The sequence below is a fragment of the Streptomyces sp. AC627_RSS907 genome (assembly GCF_019049165.1).
In genome coordinates, this window is the sequence record NZ_JAGMUE010000026.1 from 76,484 (window position 1) to 89,352 (window position 12,869).

General features: G+C 71.7%; 10 protein-coding genes, 1 tRNA gene and 1 pseudogene. 7 read left to right on the forward strand and 5 right to left on the reverse strand.

What is annotated here, in order from left to right:
• Window positions 1–219: 219 nt before the first annotated feature.
• The 6 genes from KUM32_RS07510 (at window position 220) to KUM32_RS07535 (ending at window position 7,212) form a co-directional block, all read left to right on the forward strand.
• Complete coding sequence (locus KUM32_RS07510) at window positions 220–702, forward strand: CarD family transcriptional regulator (RefSeq protein ID WP_003953493.1); 483 nt, start codon at window positions 220–222, stop codon at window positions 700–702.
• A 287-nt stretch (window positions 703–989) separates the two neighbouring features.
• The gene (gene ispD / locus KUM32_RS07515; RefSeq protein ID WP_217141008.1) at window positions 990–1,766 is read left to right on the forward strand and encodes a 2-C-methyl-D-erythritol 4-phosphate cytidylyltransferase; all 777 of its coding nucleotides are present in this window, start codon (window positions 990–992) and stop codon (window positions 1,764–1,766) included.
• Window positions 1,756–2,259 carry a 2-C-methyl-D-erythritol 2,4-cyclodiphosphate synthase gene (ispF, locus tag KUM32_RS07520; protein ID WP_217141009.1) on the forward strand — a complete coding sequence of 168 codons (504 nt, stop codon included), beginning with the start codon at window positions 1,756–1,758 and terminating at the stop codon, window positions 2,257–2,259. The genes ispD and ispF overlap by 11 nt, the downstream gene beginning before the upstream one ends.
• A gap of 431 nt (window positions 2,260–2,690) precedes the next feature.
• Complete coding sequence (gene cysS / locus KUM32_RS07525; RefSeq protein WP_217141010.1) at window positions 2,691–4,091, forward strand: cysteine--tRNA ligase; 1,401 nt, start codon at window positions 2,691–2,693, stop codon at window positions 4,089–4,091.
• Between the two features lie 145 nt (window positions 4,092–4,236).
• The gene (gene rlmB / locus KUM32_RS07530) at window positions 4,237–5,178 is read left to right on the forward strand and encodes a 23S rRNA (guanosine(2251)-2'-O)-methyltransferase RlmB (RefSeq protein WP_217141011.1); all 942 of its coding nucleotides are present in this window, start codon (window positions 4,237–4,239) and stop codon (window positions 5,176–5,178) included.
• 303 nt (window positions 5,179–5,481) lie between these two features.
• Entirely contained in the window at window positions 5,482–7,212 is a 1,731-nt protein-coding gene (locus tag KUM32_RS07535) for a DoxX family protein (RefSeq protein WP_217141012.1), read from the forward strand.
• Window positions 7,213–7,373: 161 nt separating this feature from the next.
• Here KUM32_RS07535 and KUM32_RS07540 read toward each other — a convergent pair whose 3' ends face one another.
• The 4 genes from KUM32_RS07540 to KUM32_RS07555 form a co-directional block, all read right to left on the reverse strand.
• A complete protein-coding gene (locus KUM32_RS07540) occupies window positions 7,374–8,111 on the reverse strand; it encodes a nucleotidyltransferase family protein (RefSeq protein WP_217141013.1) in 738 nt (245 codons plus the stop codon).
• A 49-nt stretch (window positions 8,112–8,160) separates the two neighbouring features.
• Window positions 8,161–8,613: a hypothetical protein gene (locus KUM32_RS07545; RefSeq protein ID WP_217141019.1), complete on the reverse strand. Its 453-nt coding sequence runs from the start codon at window positions 8,611–8,613 to the stop codon at window positions 8,161–8,163.
• A 265-nt stretch (window positions 8,614–8,878) separates the two neighbouring features.
• On the reverse strand, window positions 8,879–10,015 hold the full coding sequence (msiK, locus tag KUM32_RS07550; protein ID WP_217141014.1) for a diacetylchitobiose ABC transporter ATP-binding protein MsiK: 1,137 nt from the start codon (window positions 10,013–10,015) through the stop codon (window positions 8,879–8,881).
• A 352-nt stretch (window positions 10,016–10,367) separates the two neighbouring features.
• Window positions 10,368–11,768 carry an RNA-guided endonuclease TnpB family protein gene (locus tag KUM32_RS07555; protein ID WP_217141015.1) on the reverse strand — a complete coding sequence of 467 codons (1,401 nt, stop codon included), beginning with the start codon at window positions 11,766–11,768 and terminating at the stop codon, window positions 10,368–10,370.
• Window positions 11,769–11,944: 176 nt separating this feature from the next.
• Between KUM32_RS07555 and KUM32_RS07560 the strand changes: the two genes are divergently transcribed.
• A tRNA-Thr gene (locus KUM32_RS07560) sits at window positions 11,945–12,018 on the forward strand.
• A gap of 61 nt (window positions 12,019–12,079) precedes the next feature.
• Here KUM32_RS07560 and KUM32_RS07565 read toward each other — a convergent pair.
• Window positions 12,080–12,869: pseudogene (locus KUM32_RS07565) on the reverse strand (zinc ribbon domain-containing protein); the annotation flags it as partial.

Consider the following 12,869-nt stretch of genomic DNA (forward strand, 5'->3'; position numbering starts at 1 on the left):
TTCGGGCAGGTGGGAGGGCCTCCGCTTGTGTGTGACGTGCGTGTTTCACCCGGCCTGGAGAGCCGCTCCGACCTGCGAATACCTTCTTCCACTCGCTCCGCGCAGCACGTTCCTGTTGCTGTTGTCAAGCCCCGAGATATGCCCTGACCTGCGAAAACGCCATTCAGAAGACGCCGTATCCGTGTTACCCTGGATAGCCACGGAAGGGGTACCTGTCACATGACGTTCAAGGTTGGCGACACCGTGGTCTATCCCCATCACGGGGCCGCGCTGATCGAGGCTATCGAAACTCGCCAGATCAAAGGCGTGGACAAGACCTACTTGGTGCTGAAGGTCGCCCAGGGTGACCTGACGGTACGTGTGCCAGCGGACAATGCGGAGTTCGTCGGCGTGCGTGATGTGGTCGGTCAGGACGGGCTGGACCGGGTCTTCGAGGTGCTGCGCGCGCCGTACGCCGAGGAGCCCACGAACTGGTCGCGTCGTTACAAGGCAAACCTGGAGAAGCTCGCCTCCGGCGACGTCATCAAGGTCGCGGAAGTCGTACGCGACCTGTGGCGCCGGGAGCGCGAGCGCGGACTCTCCGCCGGTGAGAAGCGCATGCTCGCCAAGGCCCGCCAGATCCTGGTGAGCGAGCTGGCTCTCGCGGAGAACACCAACGAGGACAAGGCGGAGGCCCTGCTCGACGAGGTGCTCGCCTCCTGAGGCGAGGCGCAGCCCGCCGCCCGTTCGGTTCAGCGCACTGAAATGCCGCGGTGCCCGATGACATCCTTGCTGTCGCCGGGCGCTGCGGCATGTTCGTACCCGGAACCTCGCACCGGGGCGCCGCCCGCCTCCGTAGGCTGATCCGGGAAGGCCCTTCCCCGGTACTGGCGTGCCGGGCCCGGGCAGCAGGCTCCACCGGGGTCACGGAAGGGTCCGGTCAAGGCGTCGCGCCCGGCACGGTGAGGCCATACCCAACTAGGTCGAGCACACAAACCTGACAGGAACCGATGTCTGACCAATCGCGTCCCTCGCCCGCAAGGACCTCCGCCGAGGCCCGTACGAACGCCCGGACCGCGGCCGTCATTCCGGCCGCCGGCCGCGGCGTGCGCCTCGGGCCGGGCGCGCCCAAGGCCCTGCGCCCCCTGGGCGGCACGCCCATGCTCATCCACGCGCTCCGCGCGATGGCCGCCTCCCGCGCCGTCTCCCTCGTCGTCGTCGTCGCCCCGCCCGACGGCGCCGCCGAGGTCAAGGGCCTGCTCGACGCCCACGCGCTGCCCGAGCGGACGGACTTCCTCGTCGTCCCCGGCGGCGAGTCGCGCCAGGAATCCGTACGACTCGGCCTGGACGTGCTGCCGGCCGACTACGACATCGTCCTCGTCCACGACGCGGCCCGGCCCCTCGTCCCGGTGGACACGGTGGACGCCGTGATCGAGGCCGTGCGCGAGGGCGCGCCCGCCGTCGTGCCGGCCCTGCCGCTCGCCGACACCGTCAAGCAGGTCGAGCCGGCCGCCGCGCCGGGCGAGCCGGAACCCGTGGTGGCCACGCCGGAACGGGCGCGGCTGCGCGCCGTGCAGACACCCCAGGGCTTCGACCGGGCCACGCTGGTGCGCGCCCACGAGACGGTGGCCGGCGACGTCACCGACGACGCGAGCATGGTCGAGCAGCTCGGACTGACGGTGGTGGTCGTGCCGGGGCACGAGGAGGCGTTCAAGGTGACGCGGCCTCTGGACCTGGTGCTCGCCGAGGCCGTCCTGGCCCGCAGGAGGCTGAACGATGGCTTCTGAGACGGACGGGCTCCCCCTGCTCCCGCAGGTCGGGATCGGCACCGACGTCCACGCCTTCGAGGACGGGCGTGAGCTGTGGTGCGCCGGACTGAAGTGGGCGGACGAGGGTGCCGGCCTGGCCGGTCACTCCGACGCGGACGTCGTCGCGCACGCGGCGTGCAACGCGCTGTTCTCCGCGGCCGGGATCGGTGACCTGGGGCAGCACTTCGGCACCGGACGGCCGGAGTGGTCCGGGGCGTCGGGGGTGACCCTCCTGACCGAGGCGGCACGGATCGTGCGGGCGGCGGGGTTCCGGATCGGGAACGTCGCGGTGCAGGTGGTCGGGCCACGGCCGAAGATCGGCAAGCGCCGGGACGAGGCGCAGCAGGTGCTGTCGGAGGCGGTGGGAGCGCCGGTGTCGGTGTCCGGTGCGACGACGGACGGACTGGGCTTCCCCGGGCGGGGGGAGGGGCTGATGGCGGTGGCCACGGCGCTGGTGGTCCGGGTGGCGTGACGTCCGGGCGGGGGGGGTGAGGACGGTGCGAGACTTGCCCGCGCCCGCGCCCGCGTCCCGCGCCCCGCGCCCTGCCTCCGCGTCCTGCGTCCCGCGTCCTGCCTCCGCGCCTTGCGTCCTGCCTCCGCGCCTTGCGTCCTGCGTCCTGCGTCCGCGCCTTGCGTCCTGCGTCCTGCGTCCGCGCCTCGCGTCCGCGTCCCGCCTCCGCGCCTCGCGTCCGCTGCCCGCCACCGGGTCCGCCGCCCGCGTCCCGCCGGGGTCCCGGCCCCGGAGTTGGCCTGTTCCCGCCCCCGCCCGGCGCGGCCGGGCACGTCGACGGCCCGCCTCAACCGGACGGCAGCGGAAGGGACTCGCGACATCCCCCGGACTCGGTCGGGCAAAAGCGGGCACGTACGCCCTTCGCACTGCCCGATGCCCACTACCCTGGACTCGTGACTATTCGCCTGTACGACACCAGCGCCCGGCAGATCCGTGACTTCGCCCCCCTCACGCCCGGGTGTGTCTCGATCTACCTGTGTGGCGCCACCGTGCAGGCGGCCCCGCACATCGGACACATCCGGTCGGGGCTGAACTTCGACATCATGCGCCGCTGGTTCGCGTACCGCGGCTACGACGTCACGTTCATCCGCAACGTCACCGACATCGACGACAAGATCATCGGAAAGGCGGAGCAGCAGAACCGCCCCTGGTGGTCCATCGGGTACGAGAACGAGCGGGCGTTCAACGACGCCTACGACGCCCTCGGCTGCCTGCCGCCGACGTACGAACCGCGCGCCACCGGCCACATCACCGAGATGGTCGAGATGATGCGCGGCCTCATCGAGCGCGGGCACGCCTACGAGGCCGAGGGCAACGTCTACTTCGACGTGCGGTCCCTGCCCGGATACCTGTCGCTCTCCAACCAGGACCTCGACGAGCTGCGCCAGCCCTCCGGCGAGGGCGAGACCGGCAAGCGGGACCCGCGGGACTTCGCCATGTGGAAGGCGGCCAAGCCCGGGGAGCCGAGCTGGGAGACGCCGTGGGGGCGGGGCCGCCCCGGCTGGCACCTGGAGTGCTCCGCCATGGCGCACAAGTACCTGGGCACCGAGTTCGACATCCACGGCGGCGGGATCGACCTGATCTTCCCGCACCACGAGAACGAGATCGCCCAGGCCCGCGGCTTCGGCGACGCCTTCGCCCGGTACTGGGTGCACAACGCCTGGGTCACCATGAGCGGCGAGAAGATGTCCAAGTCGCTCGGCAACAGCGTGCTCGTGAGCGAGATGGTCAAGCAGTGGCGTCCGGTCGTGCTCCGGTACTACCTGGGCACACCCCACTACCGCTCCACCATCGAGTACAGCGAGGAGTCCCTGCGCGAGGCCGAGTCGGCGTTCGCGCGGATCGAGGGCTTCGCGCAGCGCGTCACCGAACTGGCCGGCGGCACGGTCGAGCCCGCCGCCGAGGTGCCGCCCGCCTTCGCCGAGGCGATGGACGACGACCTGGGCGTCCCCCAGGCGCTCGCCGTCGTGCACACCACCGTCCGGCAGGGCAACAGCGCGCTGGCCGCCGACGACAAGGAGGCCGCCGTCGCCCGCCTCGCCGAGGTCCGCGCCATGCTCGGCGTGCTCGGCCTGGACCCGCTGGCCCCGCGGTGGGCCGGGGAACAGGAGCAGGGCGAGGACCTGCGGCACGTCGTCGACAGCCTCGTACGCCTGGTCCTGGACCAGCGGGAGGCCGCGCGGGCGCGGAAGGACTGGAGCACCGCGGACGCCATCCGCGACCAGCTGAAGGAGTCCGGGCTCGTCATCGAGGACAGCCCCCAGGGGCCCCGCTGGAGCCTCGGCTCCCGCTGACCCGCCCGGTCACCGAAGCTCGATCCCGAAGATCGACTGTGCCGCCCGGCCTCCCGGGCGGCACACTGCATAAGACACCGCACGACACACCGCGCAGGACGCGGACAGTACGCACACTCCCGTAGAGAGCGGAGACAGGTAACTCATGGCCGCGAACAACCGCCGCATGTCCGGCAAGAAGGGCGCGCAGGTCGGCAGCGGCGGCAAGCGACGCCGGGGCCTGGAAGGCAAGGGGCCGACACCCCCCGCCGAGATGCGCAAGGGGCACGCCAAACAGCGCGCCGCCAACGCCAAGGCGCGCCGCGCCACGGGACGCCCGCAGCAGCGGCGCGGGGGCGGCCGCTCGACGTCCGAGCTCGTCGTCGGCCGCAACCCCGTCTACGAGGCGCTGCGCGAGGGCGTTCCCGCCTCGACGCTCTACGTCCAGCAGTTCATCGACAACGACGAGCGGGTGCGCGAGGCGCTCCAGCTCGCGGCAGAGCGCGGCGGCATCAACCTGATGGAGGCGCCGCGTCCCGAGCTGGACCGGATGACCAACGGGCTCAACCACCAGGGGCTCGTCCTCCAGGTCCCGCCGTACGAGTACGCGCACCCCGAGGACCTGGTCGCCGCCGCCCACGACGAGGGCGCGGACCCGCTGATCGTCGCCCTCGACGGCGTCACCGACCCGCGCAACCTCGGTGCCGTCGTCCGCTCCGTCTCCGCCTTCGGCGGCCACGGCGTCGTCGTGCCCGAGCGGCGCGCGGCCGGCATGACGGCGGGCGCGTGGAAGACGTCCGCCGGCACGGCCGCCCGTACGCCGGTGGCCCGCGCCACCAACCTCACGCGTGCCCTGGAGGCCTACCAGAAGGCCGGGATCGTGGTCGTGGGCCTCGCCGCCGACGGCGAGGTCGAACTCGGCGAACTGGAGGCCCTGGAGGGCCCGGTGGCCATCGTGGTCGGCAGCGAGGGCAAGGGGCTGTCGCGACTGGTCGGCGAGACCTGCGACTTCCGGGTGCGGATCCCGATGCCCGGCGGGGCCGAGTCGCTCAACGCCGGTGTCGCGGCCGGGATCGTGCTGTACGAGGCGGCCCGGCGGCGCGCCTGACGGCAGGCGGCGCGGCGGGCTCCGCCGGCCGGCTGCGGGGCGGTGGAGGCGTGCGGGGGAGGTTGCGCGGCTTCCGGCGCCCGGGGGCCGGGGCGCTCGTCGCTGGTGCCGGTGCCGGTGCCGGTGCCGGTGCCGGTGCCGGGCCGGGCTGTGGGCGGTGGCGCGGTGACGGAGCGACCAGGGGGACGGGTGTTCGGTGCGGTCCCCCGGGCGGGGCGTTCCGCGCGGGCCGGCCACGCTTGACGCGGTCCGGACAGATCCGGGCGGTCAAGGCAGTGTCCTAACGACACATCACTCGGTTAGATGAGCGTGGACACCAGAACACCCCGCACACCCACGGGGGACCGCTCGTCGGGAATCGACGACGCTCCCGCGCTGAGCATGGTGAAGGTGCCGAGCGATCCGGCCCAGGTCATCGTCAATCACGCGAGCTTCCGCGTGCAGCTCGGTGCCTCCGCGCGGCGCACCCGATCCCCGCGGATCGCGCGGCACTTGATCGCCACCCAGAACACCACCCGCATGCCCGCCGCGGGCACCGGCGTCCCGGCTCCCGCCCGCCGCCGCGCCGTGATCTGGAGCGGCCGGTCCGACCCGGACGACACCGGCGCCCACCGGCTGCTCCAGGCGGTGCGGGCCGGAGCCGGCCGCCACGTCGAGAACCCGGCCGCCGACGCACCGGCCGACGCCGGAACCACCCAGGTCATCCCCCGGGTCGGCGACGACGGGAGCGACCCGGGACACGGCGGGTACGACGACGGCTCCGACACCCTCCAAACCCCCTTCGTCGGCGCCCAACGCGGCTCCGCCCCCGAGGGGACCCGACTGCTGCCCGCCATGCGCACCGTCGGCAGCGCGTACGACGAACCCGCCCACACCGGCGGCGACTTCGACACCACCGCCACCGACCCCGCGCACGACGACTACGACTACGACTACGACGACACCACCGACGGCACCGCACCGCGCACCAGACGCCACGCCGAAGACCCCGCCCGGCACGCCTACTTCCCCGGCCGCCGCATGAACCTCGGCGTCGTGCTGCTCCCGTTGCGCGTCTTCCTCGGCTCCATCTCCGTCTACGCCGGCATGGGCAAGCTCTGCGACCCCGTCTACTTCGACGGCGGCGAACGCGGCTCCATGGTCAAGTGGCTCAACACCCTGCATCCCTGGGACATCGCCGAGCCACTGCGCCAGTTCGCCCTCACCCACCCCGTGGGCGCCGGACTCGTCATCGCCTTCCTCCAGGTGATCGTGGGCGTCCTGACCGTCCTGGGCTGCTGGCAGCGCGTCGCCGCCGGCATCGGCGCGGGCCTGTCCGCCGCCCTCCTCGTCACCGTCAGCTGGCAGAGCGTCCCCGCCTACGACGCGCCCGACATCATCTACCTCGCCGCCTGGTCCCCGCTGATCATCGCCGGCGCCCCCGTCTACTCCGTGGACGGCCGGCTCGCCGGCAACGCCTGGCGCCGGCTCGGCCCCCACTCCCGCATCTGGGACCTGCGCCGCTACGTCCTGCGCCGCGGCGCCCTCATCACCTTCCTCGTCACCGGCATCACCCTCCTCGTCGGCTCGCTGCTCGGCGGCGCCGTCCGGGACTCCGGCCGCGTGGTCGTCCCCGGACCCGGCGAGGCGCCGCGCAACGAACTGCCGGGCTCCCCGCTCCCCCAGGAGCCCGGAACCCGCAAACCGAAGACCCCCGAGGCCTCCGCCTCACCCACCCAGGGCACCACCGGCGGCACCGCCACCCCCTCCGCGGACACCGCGACGACCCCCGGCGCGACCAGCGACAGCGGCGGCGCCACCACCGCCGGCACCCCCAGCCAGACCCAGGGCACCGGGGGCCAGGCACCGCCGCAGCAGCAGACCTCCCCGGCCGGCCAGGCCCCCAGCACCACGGCGGGACCGACCTCCGGCGGCAGCACGACCGGCGGCGGCAGCACCTCGACCGGCGGCACCGGAAGCGGCAGCGAGGACGGCGGCGGTTCCCCCTCCACCGGACAGCCGGGCAGCCGCCTCGTGGGAGGCCTCCTGGGCTAGGACCTGCCGTTCGGACCATGCCGTCGAGGCCCCGCGCCGACCCCGGCCCGACCGGCCCGCACCGCGATACCTACGCCGAAGGGCCCCGCACGAACGACGACGTGCGGGGCCCTTCGGCGCGACGTGCGGGGCCTGGCGCGGCGGACGCGCGGCCGGAGGCCTCAGCGGCCGCCCGGGGCAGCCAGCTCCCGTGCCGCCTCCGTCAGGTCCTTCGCGGTGTCGATCGCCCGCCAGTAGGACCCCTGCGGGATCGGGAACCCGGCCAGCCGGCGCTCACGGGCCAGCCCCGGGAACGTGGTCCGCTCGTGGTCACCGCGCTCCGGGAGCATCACGGCGAAGGCGGGCGAGAAGACGTACACACCGGCGTTGATCTCGAAGGTCGACGGCGGCGCCTCGATGAAGTCGGTGATGTGACCGAAGCCGTCCGTCTGCACGGCACCCCACGGCAGCCGCGGACGGGCCAGGGCGAGCGTCGCGACCGCGCCCCGCTCGGCGTGGAAGTCGGCCATGTCGCGCAGCGAGAAACGCGTCCAGATGTCGCCGTTCGTGGCGTACCAGGGCCGGTCCGGGTGCGGGAGGTGCGCGGCGGCGTACTTCAGGCCGCCACCGCGGCCGAGGGGCTCGGTCTCGACGACGGTGGTGACGGAGAGCGGCAGATCGGCGGTCTCCAGCCACTTCTGCAGCACCTCGGCCAGATGACCGCAGGAGACCACGACGTCCGTCACGCCCTCCTCGGCGAGCCAGGCGAGCTGATGGCCGATGATCGGAGTGCCCGTGCCCGGGATCTCGACCATCGGCTTGGGCCGGTCGTCGGTGTAGGGACGCAGCCGGGAACCCTGTCCGCCGGCCAGGACGACGGCTTGAACGGGGCGGCGGGACGCGGCGTTCGGATCGGTCATGCCCGAACTGTACGCGGCGCCCCACCAGCCCCCGAAGGGCCCCGGGCCCTCAGCCGCGCGCGGCCAGGACACCCGAGGCGAAGGCGGTGTCGCAGACGGGACGCGCGTACGCCTGGGCACGCGTCGGGCCGTACACCTTCACCGCGGCGCGGCCCAGGGTGCGGGCGATGGACGCGCAGTGCCCGGCCAGCGAGGGGTGCTCGTCGACGGCCTGCTGGAGGTGGGTCAGGGCCACGCCCGGGTCCTCCTCCTGCAGCTCGGTCAGCAGCCGGTCGCGCAGCACCTCGTGCGGAGCGCGGGCGGCGGCCCGTGAGGAGGCGTGGGAGGAGGTCTCCGACGCGGCGAGCACCGAGTCCGAGGGATCCCCCGACCAGTTGACCCGGGTGACCGCGAGGGTCCCGGAGAGCACCAGGACGACGGGCAGGACGAAGGCGAGAGAACGGCCGATCCGGTGGGCGGGGCCCCGGCCGCGTCGCGTCTGTCGGGTGGTGGAGTGCTTCACGGAGTGCTTCACGCGAGTGAGGGTAGCGCCCGGTAATGATTTGGCGACATTTAGTCACCGGTTCGGGGGATGGGGAAGGGTCCCGAAATGGGTAGAGGGTTGACGCACACTGCTCGAAACGTCCGCCGTGCCGGGATATTTGTCGACAACGGGAAGAGCCCCGCAGCAGGCTGCGGGGCTCTTTTCGTCAACGCGGGTGAAATCACCCGGCCGTGTGGTTTCCCGGTGACCCGGTTTCCCGGCGCCGAGGCGCCGGGCCGAGGCGTCAGTCGGAGAGGCGCTCGCCCGTGGAGGACGAGAAGACGTGGCTCTCGCCCGGCCGCGGCACGACGTGGACGGTCGCGCCCTTCTCCGGCACCGAACGGCTGCTGACCCGGACCACGAGGTCCTTCGTCTCGCCGCCGACCTCGACCGTGCCGTAGATGTAGCCGTCGGCGCCGGTCTCCTCCACGACGTTCACCGAGACCGCGAGGCCCGCCGGGGCGTCCTCCGAGTCCTTGGAGAGGGACTTGGACACCCCGCCGTCCAGCTCGACCACGTCGAAGTGCTCGGGGCGCACACCGACGGTGACCGTGCGGTCGCCCTTGTCGGAGGCGGCCTTCAGGGCGTCCCGGCTGACCGGGACGACGCTGTTGCCGAACTTCACACCGCCGTCGGTGATCGGGACCTCGACCAGGTTCATGGCCGGCGAGCCGATGAAGCCGGCGACGAAGAGGTTCGCGGGCTTGTCGTACATGTTGCGCGGCGAGTCGACCTGCTGGAGCAGACCGTCCTTGAGCACCGCCACCCGGTCGCCCATCGTCATGGCCTCGACCTGGTCGTGGGTGACGTAGACGGTGGTGATGCCGAGACGGCGCTGGAGCGAGGCGATCTGCGTACGGGTGGAGACCCGGAGCTTGGCGTCCAGGTTGGACAGCGGCTCGTCCATGAGGAACACCTGCGGCTCACGCACGATCGCACGGCCCATCGCCACACGCTGACGCTGACCACCGGAGAGGGCCTTCGGCTTGCGGTCCAGGTACTCGGTCAGGTCGAGGATCTTCGCGGCCTCCTCGACCTTCTGCCGGATCTCCGTCTTGTTGACGCCCGCGATCTTGAGGGCGAAGCCCATGTTGTCGGCGACCGTCATGTGCGGGTACAGCGCGTAGTTCTGGAACACCATGGCGATGTCCCGGTCCTTCGGCGGCAGGTGCGTGACGTCGCGGTCACCGATGCGGATGGCACCGCCGTTCACGTCCTCGAGCCCCGCGAGCATGCGGAGCGAGGTGGACTTGCCGCAACCGGACGGGCCGACCAGGACGAGGAACTCGCCGTCCGCGATGTCGATGTCGAGACCGTCGACGGCGGGCTTCGTGGAGCCCGGGTAGATCCGGGTCGCCTTGTCGAACGTAACAGTGGCCATGGTGAAGGCCCCCTTCTACCGGCAGGAACGTGCCGGACGATCCGTTGTAGGAAGGTGGTGGTGTAGCCCACGCGGGTGAACTGGATCAGGACGGTACCTGGCGTTCACCTGATCTGTCAGTACCTGCGGGGCTGTGAACTTCGGCGGAATTCTGGCTGTTGCCGCTCCGAGGGGCAGAGCAAGGCCCTTGTGGCCTGTTTCGAGCAAGGCCGTTCGGCCTCGCTCGAGATTCCTGCTTCATCGCCCACGGCCGTCCACACGCTGCCCTCACGAGCTGCGCCCGACCGGTCTTACACGGACTCCACAGGCATTCCGGCCGACGGCCCGTCGGTCCGTACCGCACCAGCCGCTGCTACACGGCCGGGAGGCATTCCTCCAGCTCGGACGCCTTGATCACCGTCGGTGTCTTCCTCCCCGGCGGCAGAGCGGTCGCCACCAGCCAGTACAGACGCATCCCCTCGTTTCGAAGGTTCACGGCGGCGTTCACATCCCGGTCGTGGAGCACACCGCACTCGGCACACGTCCACTCCCGGACCGAGACGTCCAGCTTCGGCCCTCTGCGGTGGCACGCCGAGCAGCGTCGGGTCGAGGGGAAGAAGCGGTCGACGATCACCAGCGTCCGCCCGTACCACTCGCACTTGTAACGCAACTGGCGCAGCAGCTCACCCCACGAGGCATCACGGATCGCCTGGTTCAGCTTCGCCTTCCGCCTCCGGCCGATCCCCCGAGCGCTACGCACCAACGTCGCCACCGACAGGTCCTCCACCACAAGCACTTGGTTCTCGCGCACGAGGCGGGTCGTCAGCTGGTCCAGCATGTTTCTGCGCACGTCCGTGATCAGCGCGTAGAGGCGAGCGATCTTCTGCCTGACCTTGTTCCGGTTCCTCGACCCCCTCACCTTCCGGTGCAGCTCACGCTGCAACCGCGCCAGCTTCTCCGCATACCGCTTCAACAGCCTCGGATGATCGACCTTCGTCCCGTCGTCCAGCGTGACGAGCGAAGCCAGCCCCAGATCGAGAGCCGTCGCCCTCGGCTCCTGCGACCCGGACACGAGCGCGGCGGGAAGCGGCACCATGCGCTCCTCCACCAACGTCGACACGAAAAACCGCCCGGCCCGATCCCGCGTCACCGACAGACGCACCGGGACCGCCCCGGCAGGCAGCGCCCGTGACCAGCGAATGTCCAACGCCCCGGACTGCTTCGCGAGCGTGACCAGCCCCGTGCCCGGCCGGTCACGGTCCTCCACCCACGTGAAGCCCGTCCGCACGTAGGTCGCCGTGTCCCGCGACCGGCCCTTCCTCTTCCGCCTCGGATACTTCGCCTTCCCCTTGAAGAACCGGCCGAACGCCTGGTCCAGGTGGCGCAGGGACTGCTGCAGGACCGTCGACGACACCTCCTTCAACCATGCCGTCTCCTCGGCCCGCTTCCAGCCCGTCAGCGCCCGGCACGTCTCCGCGAAACCCACGTTCACCCGGTGCCGCTCCCACGCCCCCGACCGCAGGGCCAGCCCCTCGTTGTAGACCCACCGACAGGCGCCGAAGGTCCGCTGCAACTGCCGCGCCTGCTCCTCGGTCGGGTAGAAGCGGAAGCGGTAGACGCGGTGGTGCGTGTCCGGCTTCTTGACGTGGCCCTTCAGCGCGGTCGCCTCGCGGGTGTGGTGCTTGCGGCGGTCGCCGATGCCGAGAGTCTCGCGCTTGATGTGCGCGGCTTCCTCGCCCTCCACCGCTTTCGGCTTTCCCGCCGGCCCTCCCATGGGTCTCCCTCCCCGAGGATCTGATCTTCCGAACGCACGTCAGAGCTATCAACGAACGGATGCACGGATGGTTACGGACGGTCGTGGTGGCGAGAGGGTGGGGAAGTTCGTGGATCAGGGAAACGCGGGCTGTGTACAGTGGAGCCGCCCGCGCGTACGGCGTTGTTGTGCGCGATGCCTCCTTAGCTCAGATGGCCAGAGCACCGCACTTGTAATGCGTAGGTCGTCGGTTCGAATCCGACAGGGGGCTCAAGGTGAAACGGCCCCCTGGCTTTCGAAAGCCAGGGGGCCGTTGGGTTTTCCCGTTGAGGTCAGGTGCGGTTCGCGCTGGACGGGCCGAAGAACTCGATCTCCGCGATGGCCACCTGCTTCCGCGCGGAGGCCGCGTGGGCGGACTCGATGGTGAAGCGGACCTTGGTGACCTCGCCGACGCGGAAGGGGCGGCGCTGGCCGCCGGCGCCCTGGTCCAGGGTGAGGTCGCGGGTCGTGGTCTTGCCGTCCTTCAACGTGATCGTCGCCTTCACACGGTGCGGCAGCGCCGACTCGTTGAGCTTGTCGGGCTTGGTGGAGACGCCCGGGGTGATGATCAGGTCCAGCAGGCGGGTCGGCTCGGTGAAGCTGACCTCGATCCACTGGCCCTGGCCAGACTCCGCGACGCCCGGACCCCACCAGGTGTTGCTCAGCTTGTCGATGAGGAGCTCCGGCTTGTGACCGGGGAAGGAGCGGGACGCGGTGATGGCGTCCGGTGAGACCGGGGCGCGCTTGGCGAAGTGGTCGCGGGTGTTCTGGACGCCGTCGGGGATGTAGACGAAGCCGAGGACGGCCAGGGTGGCGACGACGGCGAGGGTGATCCAGGTGCCGATGCGGTCGAAGACGCGGCGCAGGCGGGGGCGGTCGCCGGCCCAGGGGGTTTCGCGGCGCCGGCCGCCGAAGAGGCGGCGCCACCAGGGGGCGGGGCCGTCGGTGTGGTCGCGGGTCTGGGCCAGGGGCATCGCGCAGCGCGCGCAGTAGTGGCGGTCGGGGCGGTTGGGGGTGGAGCACCAGGGGCAGGGCGGGCCGTTGGCGATGTCCGGCTGGTGGCCGGGGGCGCGTACCTGGGGG

Excerpts from the sequence above, each read along its gene's own strand:
- KUM32_RS07535 (WP_217141012.1), top strand. The coding sequence starts at position 5,482 with ATGAGCGTGGACACCAGAACACCCCGCACACCCACGGGGGACCGCTCG.
- ispF (WP_217141009.1), top strand. The coding sequence starts at position 1,756 with ATGGCTTCTGAGACGGACGGGCTCCCCCTGCTCCCGCAGGTCGGGATC.
- KUM32_RS07510 (WP_003953493.1), top strand. The coding sequence starts at position 220 with ATGACGTTCAAGGTTGGCGACACCGTGGTCTATCCCCATCACGGGGCC.
- msiK (WP_217141014.1), bottom strand. The coding sequence starts at position 10,015 with ATGGCCACTGTTACGTTCGACAAGGCGACCCGGATCTACCCGGGCTCC.
- rlmB (WP_217141011.1), top strand. The coding sequence starts at position 4,237 with ATGGCCGCGAACAACCGCCGCATGTCCGGCAAGAAGGGCGCGCAGGTC.
- ispD (WP_217141008.1), top strand. The coding sequence starts at position 990 with ATGTCTGACCAATCGCGTCCCTCGCCCGCAAGGACCTCCGCCGAGGCC.
- KUM32_RS07540 (WP_217141013.1), bottom strand. The coding sequence starts at position 8,111 with ATGACCGATCCGAACGCCGCGTCCCGCCGCCCCGTTCAAGCCGTCGTC.
- KUM32_RS07555 (WP_217141015.1), bottom strand. The coding sequence starts at position 11,768 with ATGGGAGGGCCGGCGGGAAAGCCGAAAGCGGTGGAGGGCGAGGAAGCC.